Annotated in this window: 19 protein-coding genes, 1 tRNA gene and 2 pseudogenes; 16 read left to right on the top strand and 6 right to left on the bottom strand. The window is 35.2% G+C overall.

Annotated elements, in window-relative coordinates; genetic code table 11:
- Positions 1 to 466: 466 nt before the first annotated feature.
- Positions 467 to 1,225 (bottom strand): hypothetical protein, encoded by a 759-nt coding sequence (locus H1X92_RS08375; protein WP_202881805.1) that lies wholly within the window; start codon positions 1,223 to 1,225, stop codon positions 467 to 469.
- Positions 1,226 to 1,243: 18 nt separating this feature from the next.
- A complete protein-coding gene (locus tag H1X92_RS08370; protein ID WP_180559711.1) occupies positions 1,244 to 3,334 on the bottom strand; it encodes a TonB-dependent receptor in 2,091 nt (696 codons plus the stop codon).
- A 380-nt stretch (positions 3,335 to 3,714) separates the two neighbouring features.
- Between H1X92_RS08370 and nikA the strand changes: the two genes are divergently transcribed.
- The 10 genes from nikA (at position 3,715) to H1X92_RS08320 (ending at position 14,912) form a co-directional block, all read left to right on the top strand.
- The gene (gene nikA / locus H1X92_RS08365) at positions 3,715 to 5,289 is read left to right on the top strand and encodes a nickel ABC transporter substrate-binding protein (protein WP_180559722.1); all 1,575 of its coding nucleotides are present in this window, start codon (positions 3,715 to 3,717) and stop codon (positions 5,287 to 5,289) included.
- Positions 5,289 to 6,233 carry a nickel ABC transporter permease subunit NikB gene (gene nikB / locus H1X92_RS08360; protein ID WP_180559710.1) on the top strand — a complete coding sequence of 315 codons (945 nt, stop codon included), beginning with the start codon at positions 5,289 to 5,291 and terminating at the stop codon, positions 6,231 to 6,233. The genes nikA and nikB overlap by 1 nt, the downstream gene beginning before the upstream one ends.
- Positions 6,230 to 7,063 (top strand): nickel ABC transporter permease subunit NikC, encoded by an 834-nt coding sequence (gene nikC, locus H1X92_RS08355; RefSeq protein ID WP_180559709.1) that lies wholly within the window; start codon positions 6,230 to 6,232, stop codon positions 7,061 to 7,063. The genes nikB and nikC overlap by 4 nt, the downstream gene beginning before the upstream one ends.
- Complete coding sequence (locus H1X92_RS08350) at positions 7,063 to 7,827, top strand: nickel import ATP-binding protein NikD (protein WP_180559708.1); 765 nt, start codon at positions 7,063 to 7,065, stop codon at positions 7,825 to 7,827. The genes nikC and H1X92_RS08350 overlap by 1 nt, the downstream gene beginning before the upstream one ends.
- The gene (gene nikE, locus H1X92_RS08345) at positions 7,824 to 8,615 is read left to right on the top strand and encodes a nickel import ATP-binding protein NikE (protein ID WP_180559707.1); all 792 of its coding nucleotides are present in this window, start codon (positions 7,824 to 7,826) and stop codon (positions 8,613 to 8,615) included. The genes H1X92_RS08350 and nikE overlap by 4 nt, the downstream gene beginning before the upstream one ends.
- A gap of 200 nt (positions 8,616 to 8,815) precedes the next feature.
- Positions 8,816 to 9,490 carry a DUF421 domain-containing protein gene (locus H1X92_RS08340; RefSeq protein ID WP_180559706.1) on the top strand — a complete coding sequence of 225 codons (675 nt, stop codon included), beginning with the start codon at positions 8,816 to 8,818 and terminating at the stop codon, positions 9,488 to 9,490.
- Positions 9,491 to 10,155: 665 nt separating this feature from the next.
- The gene (locus tag H1X92_RS08335; protein ID WP_180559705.1) at positions 10,156 to 10,866 is read left to right on the top strand and encodes a hypothetical protein; all 711 of its coding nucleotides are present in this window, start codon (positions 10,156 to 10,158) and stop codon (positions 10,864 to 10,866) included.
- 1,006 nt (positions 10,867 to 11,872) lie between these two features.
- Complete coding sequence (locus H1X92_RS16085) at positions 11,873 to 11,995, top strand: hypothetical protein (protein WP_255498988.1); 123 nt, start codon at positions 11,873 to 11,875, stop codon at positions 11,993 to 11,995.
- Positions 11,996 to 12,649: 654 nt separating this feature from the next.
- Entirely contained in the window at positions 12,650 to 13,882 is a 1,233-nt protein-coding gene (locus H1X92_RS08325) for an MFS transporter (protein ID WP_180559704.1), read from the top strand.
- Positions 13,883 to 14,318: 436 nt separating this feature from the next.
- Positions 14,319 to 14,912 carry an OspG family effector kinase gene (locus H1X92_RS08320; protein ID WP_180559703.1) on the top strand — a complete coding sequence of 198 codons (594 nt, stop codon included), beginning with the start codon at positions 14,319 to 14,321 and terminating at the stop codon, positions 14,910 to 14,912.
- Positions 14,913 to 17,559: 2,647 nt separating this feature from the next.
- Here H1X92_RS08320 and H1X92_RS08315 read toward each other — a convergent pair.
- Complete coding sequence (locus H1X92_RS08315) at positions 17,560 to 17,976, bottom strand: hypothetical protein (RefSeq protein WP_180559702.1); 417 nt, start codon at positions 17,974 to 17,976, stop codon at positions 17,560 to 17,562.
- Positions 17,977 to 19,116: 1,140 nt separating this feature from the next.
- Between H1X92_RS08315 and H1X92_RS08310 the strand changes: the two genes are divergently transcribed.
- Both H1X92_RS08310 and H1X92_RS08305 read left to right on the top strand, forming a co-directional pair.
- Positions 19,117 to 19,347 carry a hypothetical protein gene (locus H1X92_RS08310; protein WP_180559701.1) on the top strand — a complete coding sequence of 77 codons (231 nt, stop codon included), beginning with the start codon at positions 19,117 to 19,119 and terminating at the stop codon, positions 19,345 to 19,347.
- Between the two features lie 876 nt (positions 19,348 to 20,223).
- Entirely contained in the window at positions 20,224 to 20,421 is a 198-nt protein-coding gene (locus tag H1X92_RS08305; RefSeq protein WP_180559700.1) for a hypothetical protein, read from the top strand.
- A 109-nt stretch (positions 20,422 to 20,530) separates the two neighbouring features.
- On the opposite strand, the gene H1X92_RS08300 is transcribed toward H1X92_RS08305, so the two are convergent.
- A complete protein-coding gene (locus tag H1X92_RS08300; protein WP_180559699.1) occupies positions 20,531 to 20,929 on the bottom strand; it encodes a lysis system i-spanin subunit Rz in 399 nt (132 codons plus the stop codon).
- Positions 20,930 to 21,399: 470 nt separating this feature from the next.
- Here H1X92_RS08300 and H1X92_RS08295 point away from each other — a divergent pair.
- Positions 21,400 to 21,895: pseudogene (locus H1X92_RS08295) on the top strand (site-specific integrase); the annotation flags it as partial.
- A gap of 25 nt (positions 21,896 to 21,920) precedes the next feature.
- On the opposite strand, the gene H1X92_RS08290 reads toward H1X92_RS08295, so the two are convergent.
- Positions 21,921 to 21,997 (bottom strand) — tRNA-Arg (locus tag H1X92_RS08290).
- Between the two features lie 187 nt (positions 21,998 to 22,184).
- Here H1X92_RS08290 and folD point away from each other — a divergent pair.
- Both folD and ybcJ read left to right on the top strand, forming a co-directional pair.
- A complete protein-coding gene (folD, locus tag H1X92_RS08285; protein ID WP_180559698.1) occupies positions 22,185 to 23,054 on the top strand; it encodes a bifunctional methylenetetrahydrofolate dehydrogenase/methenyltetrahydrofolate cyclohydrolase FolD in 870 nt (289 codons plus the stop codon).
- 11 nt (positions 23,055 to 23,065) lie between these two features.
- Positions 23,066 to 23,278: a ribosome-associated protein YbcJ gene (gene ybcJ / locus H1X92_RS08280; protein ID WP_180559697.1), complete on the top strand. Its 213-nt coding sequence runs from the start codon at positions 23,066 to 23,068 to the stop codon at positions 23,276 to 23,278.
- A gap of 134 nt (positions 23,279 to 23,412) precedes the next feature.
- On the opposite strand, the gene H1X92_RS08275 is transcribed toward ybcJ, so the two are convergent.
- Positions 23,413 to 23,601, bottom strand: coding sequence for an ogr/Delta-like zinc finger family protein (locus H1X92_RS08275; RefSeq protein ID WP_180559696.1), 189 nt, complete (start codon positions 23,599 to 23,601; stop codon positions 23,413 to 23,415).
- Between the two features lie 375 nt (positions 23,602 to 23,976).
- Here H1X92_RS08275 and H1X92_RS08270 point away from each other — a divergent pair.
- Positions 23,977 to 25,223 (top strand): annotated as a pseudogene (locus H1X92_RS08270) (glycoside hydrolase family 68 protein).
- The last annotated feature ends 299 nt before the right edge of the window (positions 25,224 to 25,522 follow it).

Below are 25,522 nucleotides of genomic sequence, written 5' to 3'. Positions count from 1 at the left end.
TTCGGGCTTTTCAAGCCCGACCAAATTCCCCTCCCACCTTATGTCGGTGGGAGTACCCTTTGGAGGTTAAGATGGATCTTAGAAAAACCGCAAGATGTACTAATTAAATGCTATGAAGGTAGAGGACATAAAGATTTTTCACCTGAAACATGTGGCTAATTTATAGTTATAAACATTAAGCCAAAATAAGATAAAGTTCTCAAGGTACCGTGACCCATTACGGTACCTTATGCAGCCTGATTAAGAATATGAAATTATTAGCAAATAAAATTAATGTTTATAGCAACTATTAGTAAATGACAATATTTTAACCCTGGTTAATTTTATCTATCTTATTTTATTCAATATGAGATGATAAATAGGATATAAATATTTTATAATAAAAATTAAATATTAGATTAATGACTATTTTCTTAATATAAACAGCTTCCAATTTTCATTTATTAGCATATTATGCTAATAAATTTTATTTTGCTAATTGAGCGGAAATAACATAATCCGCACCATGTTTTAAACTTCCTTGTTGGGCAATACATAGAAGCGCTTGTTGTTCTAATTGACTTATATGCTCAAGCATAGATATCGCTAATTGTCGATCAACAAATCTATTGATCCGCTGGCGGCACATTTCTATTTGGCCTGTCAACCAATTGTGACCATAATTAATTGGATAATGTTTTAGATCTACTATCTCAAATCCCATTTGTTGTAAATGATAGATCACCCAATCGGCCGGATATTCTCCATACGGGCGTTCGCCAGCAAGTAATAAACACGCATCACGCAAACGGCCAATATTTACCACAAGTTGCCCCGCTTGGCTATTTGCATTGTAAGGTACATAAGGCTCTAAACCAGTAAAATAGAGCCGATTAAGGGTTAATGCTTTTAAACGATATAATAGAGGTATTTGCCAGTAAGGCACAAAGCCGTCTACCTCGCCTAATAAATAATCAGCAATTACAGTATCAAATTGTTCATTAACCATGAAATCACTATCAGCCCAATTGCCCAATAATAGACGATCTTGAGGTCTTTGCTGAGCTGAAATAATTTGCTGAATATCGGCTTTCATATTAATTGCACAAGTTACTGCCGTCCAACTTTCACTCTTAAGCTGGCTGATCCAGCTCAGTGAATTAATGCCTGTACCCGCATCTAATATCTTGCCCCAAGGGTTATTACCATGGATCATTTCAATATGACTAAATAGTGTTGATACCAAATCAATTCCCCTAGAAATTTAGAAAGATAAACTTGCTCCGATGACAAAATTACGACCAGGTAAATACATTTCATTTTTAATATACGAGGTATGATCCCGGGCTGCACCATTAAATAGATTCTCAATGCGCCCATACAGCATATAATCTAAGTCATTAAAATGATTTTGCCAGGTCAGGCCAATATCAACTCGATTATAACCGGCTGTTGATGTTTCATATTGCGCTGTTTTATATTGACTACCAATATGAGTAAGTCGCAATCGTCCGGTTAAGGACTCAAACCATTGATGTTCAATGGTAGCTGAAACACGATAAGCCGGGATACGTGGCAAATAACCGCCACTACGAAGCTTAGCTTTAACAATATCACCCTGAACAGAGAACTTGGTATTATCAGTGAGTTGATATGATGCTTCAGCTTCGACTCCATTAAAAACAGCATCTTGCTGCACATAGTGTAGATGGCGATAACCCGCGCCGGGGGAATAACCTGCATCTTGGCCATAAATATAGCCATCAATATGGTTATAATAAGTATTTAAGCCAAATTGGAAATCACCGGCAAATTTGGTAAAACCAATGTCAAGATTGGTTGCTGATTCAGCTTTAAGATGCTCATTACCTGTTTCAATCGTTCTTGTTGCGGCATGGATCCCATTAGCATAAAGTTCTTCAGCAATAGGTAAACGTTTAGAATGGGATAACGAAGCTGTCAATGCATATTCAGGTGCTAATGTCCATGTTACACCTGCTGATCCAGAAGTACTACTATGTTGGCTAGAACGACTACCTTTTGTTACGTCAATTTTTTGCCACTTATGACGAACACCTAATTCATAACGCAAAGGGCCGGCTTCAAATTCCTCAATTAAAAAAAGCGCCTGATTACGTGTCAAAGTAGCAGGAACATACGCTTCTAAACCTTCAGCTGAGAAATTGCGCTGAGTAAACTGTCCACCCATTACCCCACGCCAACCCAAAATAGGTGCATGGGTTAATTCTAACCTTCCTTCTGTTGCTTTATTATTAAAGGTAGTTTCAACTGTCTGACCTTCAATCTCATCATGACTGTAATCGGTGTGTGCCGCGCGTAGTCGGATACGCTCAAAACCGCTAAAAGGATCCGCATATTCGCCACGGATTTCCCAACGTTGCTGTTTCATATCCACAAAAGGAACACCATGGCTATGATGGTGTTGATGATTGTGCGCATGAGTATGACCATGGTGCGTATGGCCATGATGATGCATATGATCATCTTTCTCACAATGCCAATTTCCTGAAGAGCTATGTTCATGGCAATGTGCATGGCTGTGACCCGGTAAACCATATTCATTATGTTGAATACCGTACGCCAAGCCAAAATAGCCTTTTTCTCCAATCAAACTGGCACCAATATTAAAATTATTAGTTCGATTATAGGAACCCTGTAAGCGATAAGAATCTAGCTCACCGGCTCGCTTTGGCATACGATAATCTTGCGCATGACGTTTTAACCCTTCCAATCGCAGCGCAAAATTTTCTTTACCTAATGTTAATCCGACTGCCCCCGTATTTTCATTAGCGACACTATTCGTCCGTAGATCAATTTGTCCTGCATAACCTTTTTCTGGTACTGAAGTCGGGATCCGATCATCTAGCACATTAATAACACCACCAATTGCACCACCGCCATAAAGTAATGTTGCTGGCCCTTTTAAAACTTCAATTCGATTAGCTAAGAAAGGTTCGCTGGTGATCGCGTGATCAGGTCCAGCAATCGAAGCATCCAGTACATCAATACCATCATTCAGTACTTTAACACGTGCGCCCGACATACCACGAATAATCGGTTTTATTGCACCTGCACCAAAATGACTACCACTAATACCTGGTATTTCCTCTAATGTTTCGGCAATAGAAGCTTTACGTTGCTGCGTTAACTCTTCACCAGACAAAACCTTGGTTGGTGTTGTCATCAATAAAGAAGAACGATTTAATGGATCAGTTTTTACAACGATAACATCCTTGTTCTTTTTTTCCGTTGTGAGTTTTGGATCTGCCATAACGCCAGATGAAATAGCCATCCCAATTGCTGTTGCCAAACTGGACAATAAAATTTTCTTCATTTTGTTTACATTTCCTATAAACGAAATCTATTTAACCCCATTGATTATGTTATGTTATAATGTAACATTAATTTTAGTGAAAAAATAGCCCATTTTTTAACAAATAAAATGAGTATTAACAATCCCTGTAATTGAAAACTTTCTTAAAGAGATTGCAATTAAGCAAATTAGAATATTAATTTGTTAATGGATATTTATAGAATTTTATATAAGCAATTTGGAGAGCAACCACATATCATATTAAAAGTACTAACATCACGACCAATGACCCGTTTTAACCGCGCCGATTAGTCGTCCCCATTGATCCAGCTCAAGCCAGAAGTATGACGAATTATTAAAATCTGCCTACCTTCATTAGCCATTTACCCATTAAGGAAAAAATTTTGTCTATCGTACGCCGCACGTTAATTGTCTTACTTAGTTGCACCTCGCTCTATATATATGCGGCTTCCAATAAAGAATTAAATATTGCCTGGCCAGTGAATGTTAGGCCACTTAATCCCCATCTCTACACCCCAAACCAAATTTTTGCCCAAAGTATGATTTATGAGCCCTTGGTTAAATATCAAGCGAATGGTCAAGTAAAACCTTGGCTAGCAAAAAGTTGGCAACATTCTGAAGATGGAAGAGTGTGGATTTTTACCTTACGCGATGATGTTACTTTTTCTAACGGTGAACCGTTTAATGCCCAAGCCGCTGAAAAAAATTTTCGTGCTATACTCAATAATCGCCGGCGTCATGCTTGGCTAGAATTGACTAATCAGATAACCAATGTTAAAGCGTTAAGTAACAGCCAGTTACAAATTACACTTAAAAGCGCTTATTACCCTTTCCTACAGGAACTCTCTTTACCCCGTCCTTTCCGTTTTATCGCACCTTCACAGTTTAAAAAAAATGAAACTATGGATGGTATTATTGCCCCAATTGGTACTGGGCCGTGGAAGTTACAAACCTCAAAACTTAATCAATATGATGTCTTGCTACGTAATGATCATTACTGGGGCAAAAAACCTATACTAGAAAAAATAACTATCAAAGTGATCCCCGATCCAATCAGCCGTGCTGTTGCATTTGAAGCTGGCGATATCGATCTACTATATGGTAATGACGGACTCTTACCGCCCGAGACTTTCGCTTACTTAAGCCGTAATCCACACTACCATACCCAACTTTCTGCCCCAATTGAAACGGTAATGTTAGCCTTAAATTCTGCGCGAACACCAACTAAAGAGTTAGCAGTACGCGAAGCACTTAATCATGCGGTTGATAAAAAAAAGCTGATTGCCAATACGTTTTATGCTACCCAAAAAGTGGCTAATACCCTATTTGCACCAACGGTACCTTATGCCAATATCAAACTGGTTGCACGAGAGTATGATCCGCAGAAAGCTAAAGCATTATTGGATAACGCTGGCTGGATATTACCAACAGGTAAAACAATCCGTGAAAAGGCGGGCGAACCATTAAGAATAGAACTAGCTTTTATTGCCACCGACGCTGTCAATAAATCAATGGCTGAAGTTATTCAAGCTAACCTACAGCAAATTGGTGTAGACACAAAACTAATAGGCGAAGAAGAAAGCAGTTTTTATGCCCGACAACGAGATGGCCGATTTAGCATGATTTTTAATCGCACCTGGGGAGCGCCTTACGATCCACACGCTTTTATGAGCTCAATGCGGGTACCTTCACATGCTGATTATCAAGCACAATTAGGCTTACCGGACAAAAAGATCATTGATAATGAAATAACCCAGATTTTGACAACAACCGATGAGCAACAACGCAAAATGTTATACGCTGATGTACTAACTCGATTACATCGTTCAGCGGTTTATCTGCCAATTAGTTACATATCACTCATGACCATCTCTCGTCCACAATTGGGTTATATCCCGTTTGCACCAATATCGACAGAAATTGCATTTGAACAAATCAAGCCGGAGAAATCATAATGTTGCGCTATATTTTGCGGCGTATTCTACTATTAATACCGTTGCTATTAGCCGCCTCAGTTATTGTTTTCTTGCTGCTGCGTTATGGCTCTGGCGATCCGGCCATGGACTATTTACGGCTGTCAAATCTGCCACCTACAGCAGAGATGTTGGCATCAACACGAATAATGCTTGGTCTTGATCAACTGCTCACTGTGCAATATGGAACATGGTTGTGGAAAGCACTGCATTTAGACTTTGGCACTTCCTATGCAACTCAACGTCCGGTGCTAAATGACCTTTTACAATTTTTGCCAGCAACTTTGCAACTAGCTGGAGCGGCATTACTCATAATTTTATTTACCTCGATACCTTTAGGGATCTGGGCAGCGCGTCATCGTAATCGCTTACCCGATTTTGTCGTACGTATTATCGCATTTTTAGGTGTTTCCATGCCAAATTTCTGGCTCGCCTTTCTATTAATCATGTTATTTTCAGTTTGGCTAAAGTGGTTACCTGCTTTAGGTTATGGTAGCTGGCAACATTTGATCCTACCAGCCATATCTATTGCTTTGATGTCACTAGCAATTAATGCCAGACTGCTGCGAGCCAGTATGTTAGAGGTTGCTGGACAACGACATGTTAGCTGGGCAAGGCTACGAGGACTTAACGACAAGCAAACTGAAAGACGGCATATTTTACGTAATGCGTTACTACCAATAGTAACCGCCCTTGGCATGCACATTGGTGAACTAATCGGTGGTACCATGATTATTGAAAGCATATTTGCCTGGCCCGGTATAGGTCGCTATGCTGTATCGGCAATTTTTAATCGAGACTATCCGGTGATCCAATGTTTCACCTTAATGATGGTGGTGGTTTATGTGCTATGCAATCTGTTAGTTGATCTCCTTAATGCCGTTCTTGACCCACGGATCCGACATCATGAAAGGGGGAATGCATGAATTTTTACCTTTCAACTCGTTGGTCGGTACGCCTAGCGATCATCATCATTGTGTTACTGATTATAACAGCTCTTACCAGCCATTGGTGGCTACCTTACGATCCACAAGCAATCGAGCTAACACAACGACTACTAACGCCAAATCTGCAACACTGGCTTGGCACTGACCATTTAGGCCGCGATATTTTCTCGCGTTTATTAGCAGCAACTCGCGTCTCACTTGGCTCAGTCATACTATGTCTTATCTTGATCCTGGCACTGGGATTAACTATTGGTGGAAGCGCTGGATTATTGGGGGGCAAAATAGATCAAATTCTGATGCGTCTCACTGAACTGTTTATGACGTTTCCTACTTCAATTCTATCATTTTTTATGGTCGGCGTTTTAGGAACAGGGCTAACAAATGTTATCATTGCTATCGCTTTATCACACTGGGCTTGGTATGCACGTATGGTGAGCAGTATTGTAATTTCTCTGCGTCAACGCGAATTTATTCTCATAGCAAGAATGTATGGCGCCAGTAGCGGACGTTTATTCATCGATCATCTGGCTGGTGCAATCCTTCCATCGTTATTAGTTTTGGCAACCTTAGATCTTAGCCATATGATGCTACATGTGGCAGGTATGTCTTTTCTTGGACTAGGAGTTACTGCTCCAACGGCTGAATGGGGAGTCATGATTTATGATGCTCGCCAATATATCTGGACTCAACCTCTACAAATGTTGTGGCCAGGTTTAGCTCTATTCCTAACAGTGATGGCTTTTAATCTACTTGGGGATGCCCTACGCGATCACCTCGACCCTTATCTGGTAGCGGAGCGTAACGATTAATGTCACAGAAAATTGAGTTGCAAAATATAACACTTAAAGCCCAACGACCACTGGTACAAGGTATATCGCTAACGATCAATAAAGGCAAAGTGCTAGCATTAGTCGGTAGTAGTGGCTGTGGCAAATCATTAACTTGTGCAGCCATGCTCGGTATATTACCTGCGGGTGTAAATCAAACAGCCGGAAACTTACTGTTGGATGGACAAATTACCTCTTCTCAACAGTTACGTGGCTCACATATCGCAACTATCATGCAAAATCCACGTAGTGCTTTCAATCCGCTTAATACAATGTTTAGCCATATTCAAGAAACCTGCCAAGCTCTTGGCAAACCTGTCAATATTGCAATGATTAAAGCAACATTACAGTCAGTTGGATTAGAAAATGCTGGCCATATACTTTCACTTTATCCTTTTGAAATGAGCGGTGGAATGTTACAACGAATGATGATAGCAATAGCGATACTCAGTGGTGCGCCATTTATCATAGCTGATGAACCAACGACCGACCTTGATACAGTTGGCCAAACACATATTTTTGATCTACTTGAAAATATTATCCAAATTCGTGCTATTGGCATGTTATTGGTCACCCATGATATGGGGGTAGTTGCTCGTTTGGCTGATGACGTCGCCGTTATGCATGATGGTAAAATTGTCGAATACAGTAATGTTAACGCCATCTTTAATAGACCTAAGCATCAAATTACACGTAATTTACTGACGGCACATCTGGCATTATATGATCTGGGGTTATCTGTATGACATTACTTGATATTGATAAAGTCACTTTTGGCTATCCCCATCAACCCCAGCTTTTTAATCAAATAACGCTAACACTAAGGGCTGGAAAAAACGTTGCTTTATTGGGGCGCAGTGGTTGTGGAAAAAGCACGTTAGCCCGTTTATTGATAGGTCTTGTCTCTCCTAGTTCTGGTGAGATCCGCTGGTGCGGAACGTCTCTAACCAAACTGAAAGGAAAAGCAATGAAGCAGTTTCGTAAAGATGTTCAAATCGTATTTCAAGATCCAATAACTGCCGTTAATCCACGTAAAACCATTGACGAAATTATTCGGGAGCCCATTAGGCACCTTTTATCGCTAACTAAAAAGGAAGAACAGGCGCGCATAGCTAAAATGCTAGATGCAGTTGAATTGGATAGTTTTCTACTCAATCAACGCCCACCTCAACTAAGTGGTGGTCAGTTACAGCGTGTATGCCTGGCACGTGCCATGGTTGTCGAACCTAAATTATTGATCCTTGATGAGGCCGTTTCTAATCTCGATCTGATACTACAAGCTGAAATTATTCAGTTACTTAAAAATCTTCAGCAACAATTTTACACTGCCTGTTTATTCATTACCCATGACTTACGATTAGTTGAACGCCTCTGTCATCAACTTATGGTAATGGAAAATGGTCAAATTGTTGAAACTTCAATGGTAAAAACGCCTTTAACCTTACATTCGAAGACCGGCAAGGCACTACAGAATGCTGTTTTGCCAGCGTTTCCTGTACGTCATATCAATTCCACAGCAGAGCTACCTTTTTAATTTAATCACAACCTGTCCAGGTAAACTTTCAGCAAATCCATAATGATTTGCTGAAAAATCTTTTTTTAATTTCCCTTCTTTATTGATTTTCCTTACTGACAAATAACAAGCTAATTTATTTAATAATGGACTTTGACAAAAATTAGCATATTATTAAATAATAATACTTAACACTTTATTAACCGTTAAGGATAAAAAATATGGCTTATTATGGCTGGGTTCTTATCAAATTTATCATTGGATTTGTCATTGTTATTACGCATTTAAACCTTTCAGGTAAAACACAATTATCACAAATGACGCCGATTGATTTTATAGGTAATTTTGTTTTAGGAGGCATAATTGGTGGGGTAATTTACACAGATTCAATTCCTCTGTATCAATACATTATGGTGTTGCTGATTGGGGTTTCATTGGTTTCCTTATTGAATTTTATTAGCAAACATATCCACTGTATTCGTTCTGTCACCATTGGTGATCCAATTCCAATTATTAAACATGGCAAATTTTTAATGGAAAACATTCTGCAAAACAAAAATAAAATTGATATTTTAAAAATCTCCTCACAACTAAGAGCACAAGGAATACATTCTTTTCAAGAAGTTGTTTATGCGCAAATAGAGCCAGACGGACAGATGACCGCTGTTTGTGAAGGCGCAAAAATGCCATCGGTGATCTTAATGAAAGAGGGTGAAATAAGAAAAGCCGGTCTTAACGAAATTGAAAAAGATAAAGATTGGCTATTAAAAAAAATAAAAAAATTCAAAATCCAAGAAAAAAATGTATTTATTGCTGAATTCTGGCAAGGTAATTTACAATTTATATTAAAAAATGGTGATATTAAAAAACTACCTGCTGACTTACTTAAAAAATAGCTAAAATAATTTATTGGCACGACAATAAGCAACCAGATTCTATTTTTAATCTTCTAAAAAAAATTTTCTAAAAAATCAATCGTGCAAGCATCAAAAATACTTTTTAATTAACCGACTGATTAAAATTTTTTAGCTTACAATTAAGCTAACTTAAAAATAGTTATAAAGGATACGGCTATTTTAATATTTTCATTAATTAAAATTTATATCATGATTATAAAACTTAAATTCATCAAAATCTTGTTAATAGAAAATAGCAAATCAGATTAAATGATGAATTTTATTTCATAAAATGTATGTTTAAAGAACAAAAATAACAATAAATTAAATTAATTAACCTCAAAACATTAAACACTAAACAAAAAAATAATGTTCTACTCTACTAATTACAACTGATGAATTTATTCAAAAAAAATGAAATATTCTATTTTTCAAACAAGTAAATAAAGAATAAATATAATATAAAATATATAATATAATTTTTTAAATTATTTTTATTATACATATATCATTCTCTCTGTTAAATATATCTAGTAAATATATAGCCTATCATTATTTATATTAAATATTTGCATATATAAAAAATTAAATAGCAATAGATATATTTATCTTAATAAGATTATTTATTAAATAAATATTTATTATAAAAAAGGATAAGTTTGATTATGTTTAATTTAGATATTTCTATTATGAGTGTAACACCAGACAAATATGCACCCATTGGCGATCCTACCGTCGGCTACCCTCAATTATGTATACGCACAAATCGCACAGCAGAGCGAACAAATTTAGATGAAGTGATAAAAATTTTAGACGCAGCGGCAGACCAATACCCTATTCATGAAAAAGAAAAACGCGCTAAAGTGGTAATGGAAGCATTAGTGACAATATTTAGTAGTGGAAATTTAGGCCACGCTTGGATAATTATTTTTAACAGTGATCAAAAAGGAGATTACACCAGCTACGCATATCATGGTGATCATGGATTTGTTAAGAACGCAGACTCAGAAGAAATTAATGATAGCCCTGAACGTAAATTTTATATTCAACGTTGCATCCGGTTAACAAATCCAGAGCATTGCCCTGATAAACTAGAACAAACCATCATTCCCAGTTTAAATAGAAAAAGTTATCTAATGGCCAAGCTGATGGGGATGACAGTAAAAAATCCTGCTAATGGCGCTTATACTCCAATTAACAACTGTACCTGGTTTGCCGGAGAGCTATGGAATAGTATTACTGACGAACAGCTAATCTATGAACAAGCGTTTAATGGTGCAGCACATGCTGAAAAATGGGGAATTGATTATCTTGCACTAATTACAAAAATTGCTGACCCTGGCATGTTAGCCGAAAGTCTTAGTAAAATAAAATAGACAGACTAAAAAACAAGTAGAGAAAATATCATTAATCATATATAGCTTATTCTTAATGCCATCTTTCGGGTGGCATTTATCGCTATCAAATGAATAAGTTATTGTGAGAAATGAGCTATAGTAAAAAATTTATTTAACAACTAAGTCTCAAAAACATCCAGCTTGTTAATATCGTTTAAATAGCGTCACTTTTCCCTTAAATTTATTTTAATAATATTTATCAATAGATTAGCACTATTTTACTAACGCTGTTTTGCTAACTCATTAAATTCATTGACATAGCTCACTTTAAATCAACAACCAGCAATTAATCTTTTTCATTACCATTAAAATATTATGCTCATAAGCCGATAACGACACCGCTGTCTATTTAGGCGTCACTTTTCTTAAGAGCAAAAAAAGCCAGCATTCAAGCTGGCCAACACCAGGGAAAACAACAACTTCGACAATAAGTTAGCTAATTATAATACAGAAAAAAAATATTAAATATAACCAACATAAGGTTTAATGTTCAATTAATAACCATTACTTTAACTACTTTGATGTTAATCAAAATGTAATATGTGGTTAGCCAAAAGTGAACAATAAATAATTTAATTTAAAATGACAAACCGACATTAGGATCACAGGGCTCTACTCTAGTTGCGATAAGAAATTTAACTGAATATTGCGACAAATTGCCAGATATATGCCACTCGCGCTGGAATGTTATATTAGGTAAAGTAAAACACTTTACCTCGGGTACATCTTGAGAAATTTTTTGGCTAAAATATGTTCTAAACTATAGCTAAGGGAAAAATAATTACATTTAAAAAATTTTTTGCTATAAAAAACAGCCTAACATATAACTAAAAGAATAATAGTTATACTTAAAGTAATAATGCGCAAATAAGGTTCTCACATAACAATAAATAGCTATTTAACAATCGATTTGTTAACAATAGAATCAAAATAAAGATTTACAAGTAAAACTTGAATAACGTACGATGATAAATCGAGGTAGGCTATGTCACAAGAACAAGAAAAAAATAAGAGAGCTCCTAAAACTATTAAGCGTTCTGCTGAATATAAAAAGGCTAAGTCTAATGCCTTTAAAATAGCAGCAAAGGAAAGGGAAAAAGTGAGATAGGAATTGATGGCAGTAAAAATAACTCGAAGCTTTCATGAAAAAAAATTTCTCAGATCTCGTTGTTAATTTAGGCTCTATAGCAGAATCATTTATCCCTGAATTCGAAGAATATAAACAAAAGTATATTGAGTTTACTGATATTCCTAGCCCCACGTATCATGTCTAACTGGAACATCCTTCACATAATGAAATTATTGGCAGAGATAAACCAATGGAAAGGCCTCACCCTGCCAGGCACGAAGAGTCACATCATACTCATCTATGGCAAAAACTGTATCAGGGAAGATGGCGGCAGTTAGCTAGTGCCATCGAATAGCACAAGTGATTTGCTCATGGTTTATTGCTACTTTATTGACAAAATTGGTGCCCATCACTTTTATATAATTGATTTAGGGTATGACAAAGCACATACCCTAATAGAAAATAACTGCCAAGCTCTAAAATGGGTCACTACTACTAAACAATTTCGGCTGCAAAATATCTGATATAGTGTTAAGAATACCAAAATCTCTTGCTTACCTTGATCTATTGGACGATAAAAGGGCCTAGATTTTGCTATACTAATTGAAATAAAATTACTCCAATCCGTTATTGACTATCGTATCAGTGCTCAAATCGGGCAATACGGTTATCTATTTTAATAAGAATAAATTCATGCGCACATCCAGTTTGTCAAAGTCTGAACGTATACTCTTTCCGTTAAGTTTAACCTTATTTGAATTTAGCGTGTATATTGCTAATGATATGATCCAACCCGCCATGTTAGAAGTGGTAGCAAATTTCAATGCTGGGGTAAAATGGATCCCCACTTCCATGACCGCTTATCTGGCTGGAGGCGTCTTCTTACAATGGTTGTTTGGCCCGTTATCAGATAAACGTGGTCGACGTCCCATTATGCTTATTGGCGTCTTGTTCTTTACTATTAGTTGCTTAACCATTTTGCTGGTTTCAAACATCGAGCAGTTTATTGCTATGCGATTCTTACAAGGTATCGGGCTATGCTTTATCGGTTCGGTTGGCTATGCAACTATTCAAGAAGCATTTAACGAAACAGTGTGCGTTAAAATTATTGCACTAATGGCCAATGTGGCTTTGATCGCGCCCTTATTGGGGCCATTGGCCGGTGCTACATTAATTAATATCCTTCCCTGGCAAGGCATATTTATTATTTTTGCGGTTTTAGCGTTGATCTCCTTTGTCGGTTTGTTCTTCTTTATGCCGGAAACAGTAAAGCAAAAAGGGGAAACATTATCTTTTCCCCATCTATGGTGTGATTATAAACAAGTGTTAAAAAACCGACGTTTTATCAGCGGCGCACTTGCGATAGGATTTGCCGCCGTACCGCTCCTTGCCTGGATAGCGCTCTCCCCTGTTATTCTTATAAGTGGAGAACAACTGTCAATGCTCACCTATGCGTTGTTACAAATACCGGTTTTTGGTGGATTAATTATTGGTAACCTAACACTAAGCCATTTAACTGGGAAAAAAACTTTAGTTCAACTGATTAAATTTGGTGGTAAACCGATAATCATTGGTTTAATTGTGGCGGCTAGTTCAGCATTTTTCTCATCGGGCACTTACCTATGGATAACAGTAGGTTTATCTATATATGCCTTCGGGCTTGGTATGACTAACGCCTGTCTAATCCGACTCACTTTATTTTCCAGTGATGTTAGCAAAGGCACTGTCTCTGCCGCTATGGGCATCATTAACATGGTAATATTTATTTTAGGCATAGAGCTTGCCAAAATAGTTTATCTATGGAGAGATGAAAGTGCTTTTAATCTGCTAAATTTATTTTGCGGCTTATGCTGGTTGCTGCTAGTCATGTTTTTTACTTACAAACTCCCCCAACAAGAAGAAGCATCCACAATTAAACAACTCTGACGATTTTCTCTTATTCGGATAGCCACAACTGCATGCTGCTGTGGCTAATGATATTTTTATAACCAACGATTTCGCTAACTTATTTTTCAATCAACTAGATAACCAACATAATTTTTTTAGCACTAAAAAATATAACAGCAAAATTTAAAACTAATAAAAATACTATAAATTTAGACATTGATTGAATGAATTCAATAATAAACCCTAACGAATACAGAGTAACCTCTCAAAAATTAGGCATCATATCCCTACAATTAATCGCCGCTATTAAATTTAATTAGGCAGGGGCAAAAATCACCAATAATTTACATATGAATCATAATCATATATCAATTTAAGCAATATTAATTAATAAATTAAACAATTTTTTTCATAAAAAACATCTGTTATGATTAGTTTCTATTAAAGACCAGATAACAATATTATCGGTGAATATATGTTCAATAAAGTATTAAATATTTTCCATCATAATAAATTCAGTATGTCTGTTGCATTATTGGAAAAAAATGATATAGAAAATAAAAATATTAAACTAGGCAAGTTAATTGGAAGTGGTACAGAGGGAAAAGTATATCAAGATGCCAATAATAAACATTTTTATATAAAAAAACCCTATATTAATGATAGCTATATAAAATCCAAAATGAGAGAACAGGTAGACTGTTTTAATAAATATTATGGAGAAAGAGCAGCGGCTTTCATAGAAAATGATGGTATATTTTATATTAGAATGTATAAAGTACCTGGAGTACCAATTAGTAACATTGATGATAAAATATTTCCACCTAGTGCGCAGGAGCGCTTTCAGCATATGATTTGCGATTTAGGGGATGCAGGCATTATGCATGTTGATTTAAACTTTAAAAATATTCTTTATGATAAAGAAACAAATACATTTTATCCAATAGATTTTTCTAATGGACACGAAACATACCACAATGGAAGCAAAAACATCAAAAACTCAATAAATAGTGTTTCAGAAATGATGTATGATTGGGCACTTAAGTATATTATCAAACATACATACTAACCTGCCAAAAATCGAAAAAAACCACTATCAATCTCGCTGAAGATAAGCAATAATAAAATTGATTTCTCAGCGTTTTTACTATATCAATTCAACCAACTTTTATACTAAAGTGTTAGATTAACAACAGCAATAAAACTTAATAATACCTCAATCATTAGTATCCCTCAAAAATTAGGTGTCACAGCCTGCGGTCTCCACCAATAGGTTGGGTTAAACTCTTGCTTTTATTTTACAGTCATTGCTAATCATTTTCTTTTCAATCACTACATTAATGCGGGTAACTTCTCCCACCGTATGTGATAACCGCGTTGATGATGACTTTTAGCTTATGAATGGGTTTTCCTGCCCGCTTTAGTTTGCCTCACAATCACCACTGCATTCGGCAGTTGTCTTAGTGCAAGCGTGTTTACCTCAGTTAGTGCGGATATGAGGTGATAAAAGACTTATCATTTATTTTATATTTAGCATTAAGAAAAATTTTGTTTAATATTCAGCCGATAAGTTTTAACCTTAACTGAGTGAAAACTTATATAAAAAATACAATACTTACATCTCGACACAATTTTATTGCCTTTACACTAATGCTATTGAGTTACTACATAAATCGGCTATTGTTAGTAATTGTTATTTATATTTGGAAAATAAAATATGAAATCATTATGTAAAATTGTTACTATTATGGTTTTTCTATCATTTAGTTATTTATCATCAGCAGAAAATAACAATATAACGACTGATACAAATAAAAAACCAACCAATAAATGTTTTATACGTTTTGACGCCCCTAGTAAATGTGCTCCTATAAACTCCATCATCTATGGTTTACCTGATAATGAGTGATTTTCATTTTCAACCGTAGCAAACTGGCAAAAAGTATTTTGTAATTAATTTTAAATATTTTTTATTTAATAATGAAAGGATAAATGATGAAATTGATATTCAAGGCATTAACTATCATCTCACTTTTAGTACTTAGCTTTCTTTCTTTAGCAGATAATAATGATGAGACTATACCGAGATATGAGTTATGAAGGTTTGATTGAAGCACATTTACCTGAAGCACATTTTCCTGAAACCAATTTAATTAAAGCTTATTTACCTGAAGCATATTGACCATGAGCCAATTTGCATAGCTACGAAATGATGTTACACCAGTAACGATAATCCTACACACTTTGTATCGACCAATAGAAATTACGAAACAAGTTTTCGTCTTTCGTTCTTAGCACAACAGCTAAATAAACATACCTCTTCACATTAGGAAGAGGTAAATAATAAACCGCAGCTATTTTACCAAATATAAATCTATTTAGTTTCTTACTACGTTTAGGTAATTATTTTTTATAAACCTCTCTCACCCTTTTTCTCAATTACAAAAAATCAGACTGCTAAATATTTTTAAGAGAACTTTGGCTTAATATCTAGTCGATAATTTTTAACTTTAACGGTCTGATGAATTATATAAAAAATCAAAAATATTTTATTTATAATATTTTATCGCATTTACATTAATGCTATTGAATTGTTAATTATTAAGATTAATATTGATAATGATTTTCATTAACAGTTAAGGGATAAATTATGAATAAACTATTTAAAATATTTACTACGGCATTTATTCTAGGGTTAAGTTCTTATTCGTTCGCTCAGGATGGAAATTCATCTGATGATAAAACTGATTTCGGAAAAGTAGACTTTCCAAGCGGAATCAAATCAGAACCCCTAATAACCGACTATTCTGTAGACGAAAATGATCAACTTATATCTGTAGCGCCAAGAAGGTAAAATTATTGCTGTTTTTTATAAAGCATATATTAAGGTTACTTCTTCATAATAGAAGAGGTAACCTTAAAATTACTTCTTAACCAATACCACTCTATTTACCAATCTCTTTAAAACAAATAGATAATTATTTTTTTGCTGATATACCTCCCCCCTAACAACCGTACCTTTAAAATTCAGAACTGAGTTCTGAGACGAAAATAATTTCGTTCAACAACAGGCGCCAATCGATTGAGTCTTGTCTCATCCGCAGCGACGTTATATCGCTGACCTTTTCATGCGCACCGAAGACAAGCAACCGGATGAAACATTTTTTGGTTGGCGACAAAACATATAGCATGAATAGGTGAAAAGTGAAAAACTCAGCCAGTCACTTGACTTGCGGCGTTAATAAACAATTTATTTATTTTTTAATATGATCCATGAATTAACTGGCATGCCAGACAGGATTGGAAGCTGTGCTCTACAGCTGAGAAATGAGCTGATTTATCTTATAATTGATAGAAATATGGCATCTTTTCTCACTCACATGTTAATAGGTGCTTGCATAAATCAATATATAGTACATCATACTGGCGACTATTTGTTTCTAGTTTTTCCCACCATAATATACTAACCCTGGTAAAAAGTTATTAGTCAGCTTCGATAAAATTAGTTATTTAATCTTTATTAAATCTTTTTGCTATGTCTTATCTTAGTTTTTAATGCTTAAATTGACTACGCCAAAACCACTCTATGCATTCTTTAACTAAAGCGTATTTTTTATTATTAAAATCGACTAAGAAAAAACGCTGTCGCTATAATCAATTTCATATAGCGACAGGCTCAGTTCATATTACTTTTAGCTAGTAACTGTTAGGGGAATTTATAGGTTAGTTATTTTTACATCTAAAACACGATATGAAAAAAAATTTTCATCATTTGAATATTGAAATTTTATTATAGTTTCCCAGTTATTATCTTTTAACTCAAAAACTTTGATTTTTTCGCCATAATTATCATGGTAACAGTATTCAATGAAACGGTTTTTATGTTCTTCAGATGCTAGATCTTTTAATGTCAAAAAATGTTTTTTTGCTTCTTTAGAATTTAATTCTGTTAGAGCGTTATTTAATTTTGCTATACAAGAATATGCTTTTTCTTTGCCAGTAGAAAAAAAGAAATCTTTTATTTTTTCCCATAAGGTTAATTGAATAGGTGAATTACTTTTCTGTATTTTTTTAATATCTTCAATATTGATCTTTTGTCTTATAAAAAAACTATTTCCAATAGATAAACTCATGATTAAATACCTACTAATTCTCTGATGTTAAACTTGTATTCTTTATAATTTAAAACAAATTAATTTTAATTAAATAAACTGTTTTATTTATACAGTATTACCCTATCTATATTCTATGTGGTGTTCAACCAAAATTGGTTTTTATTGGCTTACCTGTTGCATCAATCATGCCAGTGCCATCTTGTTTTCAATAAACCAATCAGAAAAATCTACTGCTTTTAGCCGACTGAAAACCGGTTCATCATTTTTTAGCCCAGGTTTACCTGGATTGCCTGCCAGCTTTTTTTGACTATCAGTTTTGGGCGACGACTCGATTTTCCCGGCGTGCCTGCCATAGTGATAGCTTTTCCATCCTTAATTTCGATTTACTTCAAAATAGCTACTGCGTTCGGTGGTTGTCTGTCTTAGCCTAGCCGCTTTTTATAGCATGGGGCGTGGGTGTAGCATGAGATCTATCCTCAGTTTTACTTTATCTGCTAATTGTATTAATAAATTAGCGATATTTTTTGCTACCTATTTATATAAAATTCTATTAATTAAGCTTTGGGGGAAATTTTTTATTTACACAAACGTTACTTAAATGTTAAAAATAAAAGATGTTATAAGTAGTACTTTTCACTTACACATGAAAAATAAACTATGAATAAATTACTCAAAATATTTATTATATTTTTTCTAAATGTTGGCTTTGTCAGTATTTGCCATGCTATGGCTTCATCTACCCCTATATATGTTTGTCAGAATATCGTTATCCAAAAGGAAGATGGTAAACGCCACTGCTATACATTTGACACTAAAGGCCAACTCTATGACATTATTTTGCAAGATGATAATTGATTTATTTTTTACCAGATACCATACCGCCCACTTCTTAGCGACCTCAAGGCAGTTAGCCATCAATTTACCTTGTTATATTGTGTTGATCTGATTTCCGGTAATACCTGATGATTTGACTCAAAGCTTTACTGCTATCGATGAAGAAATGTCCTCACCAACACCTATTGGATGGCTCTTGTGCCCTGCATGACGGCACTAATATATTGATTTAAAAATAAAAATTATAATTTATTATTATGTTATTGAAATGTTAAATTTATTGTCTATTATTAATCATTCTTATATATCTTTGGAGAATAAATTATGAAATCATTACTTAAAACAGCTATTGTTATATCGTTTTTTGGGTTTAGCTCATTTTCTATTGCTGATACCAATAGACCCTGGCAATGTGATGTACATACTTTACAAGTAAGAAATGCTGAAGAAATGAAAGCTGATGCACAATGGTACAAAGAAAACTGTCTGCCACCATCAAACAAATCTACATCCCAAACTTCAAATGAAATAAATACATTCAATACGTATGGATAAATTTACTTTTTCAAATTCGTTTATCGATCTATAAATTTCTTTTTACCCTTTTTCGAAACGCAAAAACTGCGGCTCTAAGGTTTCAAGCTGACGTCTGAGACGGCGATTATTTCACTCAGCGTCAGCCGCCAATTAGGTGGTCTTACATCACCCACATTAATATCTATTAATATCGATTAAGTCCAATTAGTTTGAATACTTATATAAAAAATTAAAAAAAATCTATTTTTTGATATTTTGTTGCATTTACAAAAATTTCATTTCATTTTTAATAATAATTTTTAATATTGTTACTGCTTTTATTGTTTACATTTTTTATATTTGAAGGATAAATAATGAAACCATTATTCAAAACTCTTGCTATCACCTTTCTATTTGGATGCAGCTTTCAATCCATTGCCAATGGAACAGTTTAACCTAAATATATATTTATACCAAGCGAAGGCAATGTATTTTTAAACTGCAAATGGAATGGAGGTCAATATATATCCTGTCCCAGTCTTGAGACTCCCTTAAAAGTGAATGATTAAACTTGAATAATTAATATTTATAGTTAACTCTATACTTATTATTAACTATTAAAATACAACTCATATAAACAAGCTCTTAAGGCCAAATACTGCGCCTCTAAAGTTTAAAGCTGACGTCTGAGACGGAGATAATTTCGCTCAGCGTCAGGCGCCTATCGAGTAGTCTTACATCATCCACATTGATATTTATTGATACCGATTAAGTCTAATTAGTGTAAAAACTTATATAAAAAATTAAAAAAATTCCATTTGAGATATTTTGTTGTATTTACATAAATGTTATTGAATTGTCATCAATAAGTATAAATACTAGAAATGATTATTATTTACTTCCGGAGAAACAATTATGAAATCATTATGCAAAGTATTGACTATTACGTCGCTTTTAGGATTTAGCTCAATTTCTATCGCGCAATTTGAATGCACTTTAGTAAATGATTTGGTTGGGAGGACTGCTGAAGAGTATAATGCTGAAAAACAATGGCTAAAAGAAAACTGTGAATTGCAAAAAATTTGTCGTAACATATCCCACGCAGGAAGATAATTTGAGGTATGTGGTTCAGACCTTGTAAAAAAAACCTCTACCGATAAAAGACAATAGTATGCATTTTTCAGATTAATTTTTTGCTTATAAATCTCGCCCAGCCTTTCCCTTAACCAAAATACTGGGTTTCTAAAGTTTTGAGCTGACGTCTAAGACGGAAATAATTTCGCCAAGCGTCAGGCCGCCAATTGGGTGAGTCTTGCATCATCCAGGCTGGGGCGGTGGCGATAATATTGTCGGACTTTGCACATAACACTTTGACCGACAACTGCTTAGTACCATTGTCTAAATCGTCAGCAAGCTTGGTAATTTCAGCTTTCGCATGATTAAGTTCCTGTCTCCGTTTAGTATCCAATTGATGTAGTAATTTGATTTCTTTTAAATAGCTGTTTTTAAATTCGGTCTGCTTGTCTAATTCATCCACCAGCTGGTTATATTGATATTTACGTTGGACATAATGGTTATATAAAATAGCCACTAACACTGAGACTAATAAACAATTAGCCATAGTCAGGTATTTAATTTTATATGCTGCCTGCACACAATTGATTTAATATCTCGACGAGTCATTAAACCCTGCCACTTTTAACCATCAGCATATACTCAACGTTTCATTTGACACAGACACTATTTAAACAACCGGGATTAAGTTTTTTCAGTCGTGTTGAACGAGAAAAATTACCTACATCAAAGTTATCAACAAATCAATAGATCGCCGCCTAAATTAGCTCTGTTGTTTCTATTTTGATAAGCTGATTAACTTGCTTTTTAACTCTATTAAGATCTTTTCAAGCAATGCTTCACACTTTTCTTTTAAGTAGCAAACTATATATTACCATTCTGGCACATAGCAATTTAACCTAAAATCTCATCCATTATGTTAAATTTTGCAAAATGCAAATTATTTTTCTGCCAATTTTCTTCTATTTTTATACCTCTGCCATAACACATCTGGCTTGAGCAATCGCATATTCTGTTCTCAAATGGTCACAAATTGACATGCAAAGAAAAGTTGCCTGGATAGAGCCTGAAGAGAGTAAAGCGGGAAAAGCGATAGGCGTCGCACTAAACGATACTGCTTGCTGTATTTTAAAGCGACAATTAGGTAATCATCAAAAAAGGGTATTTGTTCATACAGAAGCAGTTAAACGAGCTGATGGCGCGAAAAAAAACTATCAGAAAGATGTGTATTGATTCTAATACTGCCTGGAGAGCCGCACTAAACCGAGCCGGTATTGAAAATTTCCGCTTTCACGATCTGAGACACACTTGGGCTAGCTGGTTAATTCAGTCAGGTGTCCCGCTTTCCGTATTACAAGAGATGGGAAGTTGGGAATCTATTGAAATGCTACGCAGGTACGCTCACCTAGCACCTAACCATCTCACTGAACATGCAAAACAAATCGACAATGCTTTCAATAAATTCAAAAATCGTGTCCCAAATTTGTCCCACTTAAAAAAGCTGAAAAGTTAGATCTGATGTAACCCCTTGAAATAACTGGCACGCCCTACAGGATTCGAACCTGTGACCTACGGCTTAGAAGGCCGTTGCTCTATCCAGCTGAGCTAAGGGCGCATATAAAGATGCTGATCCAATAATAAAATAATGTCGTTGGATTATACGGTTGCTGAGCACTGAGTCAACGTCTTTTCAGTGACAAATGATCTATCTGCTCATTTTCTGGCTACTAATAAAACTGACAGCATCGCTTTCTTCTGACAAAATAGCAATATCGCAATGTTTTTATGGATTAACTAAATAAATGTCAGCAAAAATTATTGATGGAAAAATGATTTCCGAAACAATCAGACAGGAAGTTGCCGAAAAAGTTAAATTGAGACTTTCACTAGGCAAGCGAGCTCCCGGGCTTGCAGTCATTTTAGTCGGTAATGATCCGGCTTCACAGATCTACGTCAACAGTAAACGTCGTACCTGTGAAGCAGTTGGTTTTGTCTCGCGCTCATATGATTTAGCGGAAAAAACCACCGAGTCTGAACTATTACAATTAATTGATCAACTTAATAACGATAAGGCAATTGATGGGATCCTGGTTCAATTACCGCTACCTAAGACTATTGACTATATCAAGATATTAGAGCATATCCATCCAGATAAAGATGTTGACGGTTTTCATCCTTATAACATAGGCCGCCTTTGTCAGCGTGCCCCAAGATTACGGCCTTGTACACCTCGCGGTATTATTACCTTACTTGAGCGCTATCAGATTACTTTACTTGGTTTAAATGCGGTTATTGTTGGTGCTTCAAATATTGTAGGCCGTCCTATGAGTCTGGAATTGCTTCTGGCCGGTTGTACAACTACCGTTGCCCACCGTTTTACCACTAATTTACGTCATCATGTAGAGCAGGCTGATTTGCTAGTCGTGGCTATTGGTAAAGCAAATTTTATTCCAGGTGAATGGATAAAACCTGGCGCCATTGTTATGGATGTGGGTATTAATCGGCTTGAAAATGGCAAAGTCACTGGCGATGTTTGTTATCAAGAAGCACAACAACGTGCTAGTTGGATCACCCCTGTGCCTGGTGGTGTTGGGCCAATGACAGTGGCTACACTAATGCAAAATACCTTACAAGCTTGTGAGGAATATCATGATATTCAGAATACTAACTAATAGGCAATAAAATGGAAATTTTTCATCTTGAGGGCCACCCCTATATTAAATTATGTGATTTATTAAAATTGCAAGGTTGGGTCGAAAGTGGAGCCGCAGCCAAAGCGCTTATCGCCCAAGGTGAGGTAAAAGTTGATGGTGAAGTTGAAACCCGCAAACGCTGTAAAATTAGCAAAAATAATATTGTCACTTTAGCTAATAACTGCGTCATAGTTAAAGAGTAATCATCAATTATAAAAAACATCTAACAATGCCCCTAGTAACGGGGCTAAATTTTTGCTCAATTTTCACTCGTTTTTAAATGATAACTTGCTGCTTTATTAAGCTAATAAATGAATATTTTATAATTTTATTCTTATTAGGTAACAATAGTAATATTCTCTTCTGTCTCTGGAGCAGAAATTATTCTGGCTAAACTTTCTAATGTTTTAAAGGTACAAGAACATCTTATGTTTTGACATTGATAATAAGATTTCTTCGTTTTGTTAGTTAAGTAACGGCTCGTTCTAGTATGAGCGTTATTTTTACGAACTGGGCAACGCATCATATACACCTCCTAAAACTTAAGATTGAATAATTTATATAGAGGTAAAATGATCTGTTTTCTTTATAACTCCCTACCTTTTACTTCAGTATTAACATTATTCAAACCAATATCCATTGAAAAATGGAACATCAGTTCGTTATACCAAGGTTAGTTAACAAGAACCATCTATTTTTTGTTATTTTTTGTTGATTATTTGATATTTCAAAATATTTACCACTACCTACATCACTACTCACTTTTCTTCCTTTAAGCAATAAACGGGCGTTTTTATCCCTTCTTGTTGTGTGGTTGACGACAGATTTTTTTAACGTTAAATATTTATTTCTTTATTGTTAAATTAAAGACTCCTATAAAGAAAGGAGATTAACTTAAATTATGGACATATTAAGAGACAGGGTTATTACTAGTTGTTGGACTCGAGCTGAGGCACTTAAGGTTCATTTCGATGATCCCACTACAACGCAACCCAAGGTTAGTATTGACTTTCCCGTTATGAGTGAAAAGTTGTTTATCTGGGATACCATGCCATTACGAGATCTTGACGGCAATGTTGTTTCAGTTAATGGTTGGTCGATTATTTTTCTCTTACGGCAGTCAAACAACCCGACCGATTTAAAGACAAAAATGGTAATTACGATATTGTAAAAGACTGGAATGATCGACATGGTCGAGCTCGCATGTGCTTTTGGTATGCCAAAGATAGCAAGAGTTGGCAATACGGTGGACGAGTAATGAACGATGGTGTTTCACCAACAGAGCGTGAATGGGCTGGTACTCCTATTTTACTAGACGAAAACGGGGATATTGATCTTTATTATACTTGTGTCACCCCTGGCGCCACTATTGCGAAAGTAAGTGGTAAAGTGCAAACTGACAAAAATAGTGTAAAACTAAGTGGCTTTGACAAGGTTATTTCGCTTTTCTCTGCCGATGGTGTTTATTACCAGACAGAAGAACAAAATGAGTATTGGAATTTCCGCGACCCCTGTCCTTTTATCGATCCCAATGATGGCAATCTATATATGGTCTTTGAAGGTAATGTTGCTGGCGACAGAGGCTCTCACATTATTTCTAGCGATGATATGGGCGATGTGCCACCAGGTTTTCAGGATGTGGGTGGTGCTAAGTATCAGGTTGGTTGCATAGGGTTTGCGGCTGCAAAAGACAGCGCGGGAAATAATTGGGAAATACTTCCTCCGTTAATTACTGCTGTGGGTGTGAATGATCAAACTGAGCGCCCACATTTTGTGTTTAAAGATGGAAAATATTATCTTTTTACAATTAGTCATCAATACACCTATGCCGATGGTTTGAAAGGCCCGGATGGTGTTTATGGTTTTGTTAGCGATTCATTATTTGGCCCCTACATACCCCTTAACGGCTCTGGTTTAGTGTTAGGTAACCCATCTTCCCAACCATTTCAAACTTACTCACATTATGTTATGCCTAATGGTCTTGTCACTTCATTTATTGATAATGTTCCTGGTCGTGGTGACAAATTTCGTGTAGGTGGTACCGAAGCGCCGACTGTTCAAATTAAAATTGTCGGAAATAGAACTTTTGTCGTCAAACAGTTTGATTATGGCTTTATTCCACCCCTAAAAAATGTGGTGGTAAGGTAGATCAAATGTACCTATATTAAGCAATATTTAGCTCTGTTTTTTATTATAAAATATCAAGAAAGTAATAAATATTGCTACATTGCTTTAAAGTAATTAAATCTCATTAATATACTTAACCACCTATTTCGATGGTGGTTTTAATTTCACGATAAAACAGATAAAAACTTATTGCTCTAATTATTAACAATGTAAAAAGCAGATATTAGAACCATTATTTTTATCATGTTAAGCATCAAAAAATAGCAACATTATTATCCATCAATTGTTAATTACAGTTTAAATTAATAATAGTATGATTA

The sequence above is a fragment of the Arsenophonus endosymbiont of Apis mellifera genome, assembly GCF_903968575.1.
Classification (GTDB): Bacteria; Pseudomonadota; Gammaproteobacteria; order Enterobacterales; family Enterobacteriaceae; genus Arsenophonus; species Arsenophonus apicola.
Note: the sequence above shows the minus strand (reverse complement) of the source record. Positions and strands in the feature narration are given on the sequence as shown.

Coding starts and splice junctions, on each gene's coding strand:
- H1X92_RS08370 (WP_180559711.1), bottom strand. CDS start 3,334: ATGAAGAAAATTTTATTGTCCAGTTTGGCAACAGCAATTGGGATGGCT.
- nikB (WP_180559710.1), top strand. CDS start 5,289: ATGTTGCGCTATATTTTGCGGCGTATTCTACTATTAATACCGTTGCTA.
- nikC (WP_180559709.1), top strand. CDS start 6,230: ATGAATTTTTACCTTTCAACTCGTTGGTCGGTACGCCTAGCGATCATC.
- H1X92_RS08350 (WP_180559708.1), top strand. CDS start 7,063: ATGTCACAGAAAATTGAGTTGCAAAATATAACACTTAAAGCCCAACGA.
- nikE (WP_180559707.1), top strand. CDS start 7,824: ATGACATTACTTGATATTGATAAAGTCACTTTTGGCTATCCCCATCAA.
- H1X92_RS08340 (WP_180559706.1), top strand. CDS start 8,816: ATGGCTTATTATGGCTGGGTTCTTATCAAATTTATCATTGGATTTGTC.
- H1X92_RS08335 (WP_180559705.1), top strand. CDS start 10,156: ATGTTTAATTTAGATATTTCTATTATGAGTGTAACACCAGACAAATAT.
- H1X92_RS16085 (WP_255498988.1), top strand. CDS start 11,873: ATGTCACAAGAACAAGAAAAAAATAAGAGAGCTCCTAAAACTATTAAG.
- H1X92_RS08325 (WP_180559704.1), top strand. CDS start 12,650: ATGCGCACATCCAGTTTGTCAAAGTCTGAACGTATACTCTTTCCGTTA.
- H1X92_RS08320 (WP_180559703.1), top strand. CDS start 14,319: ATGTTCAATAAAGTATTAAATATTTTCCATCATAATAAATTCAGTATG.
- H1X92_RS08315 (WP_180559702.1), bottom strand. CDS start 17,976: ATGAGTTTATCTATTGGAAATAGTTTTTTTATAAGACAAAAGATCAAT.
- H1X92_RS08310 (WP_180559701.1), top strand. CDS start 19,117: ATGAAATCATTACTTAAAACAGCTATTGTTATATCGTTTTTTGGGTTT.
- H1X92_RS08305 (WP_180559700.1), top strand. CDS start 20,224: ATGAAATCATTATGCAAAGTATTGACTATTACGTCGCTTTTAGGATTT.
- H1X92_RS08300 (WP_180559699.1), bottom strand. CDS start 20,929: ATGGCTAATTGTTTATTAGTCTCAGTGTTAGTGGCTATTTTATATAAC.
- folD (WP_180559698.1), top strand. CDS start 22,185: ATGTCAGCAAAAATTATTGATGGAAAAATGATTTCCGAAACAATCAGA.
- ybcJ (WP_180559697.1), top strand. CDS start 23,066: ATGGAAATTTTTCATCTTGAGGGCCACCCCTATATTAAATTATGTGAT.
- H1X92_RS08275 (WP_180559696.1), bottom strand. CDS start 23,601: ATGATGCGTTGCCCAGTTCGTAAAAATAACGCTCATACTAGAACGAGC.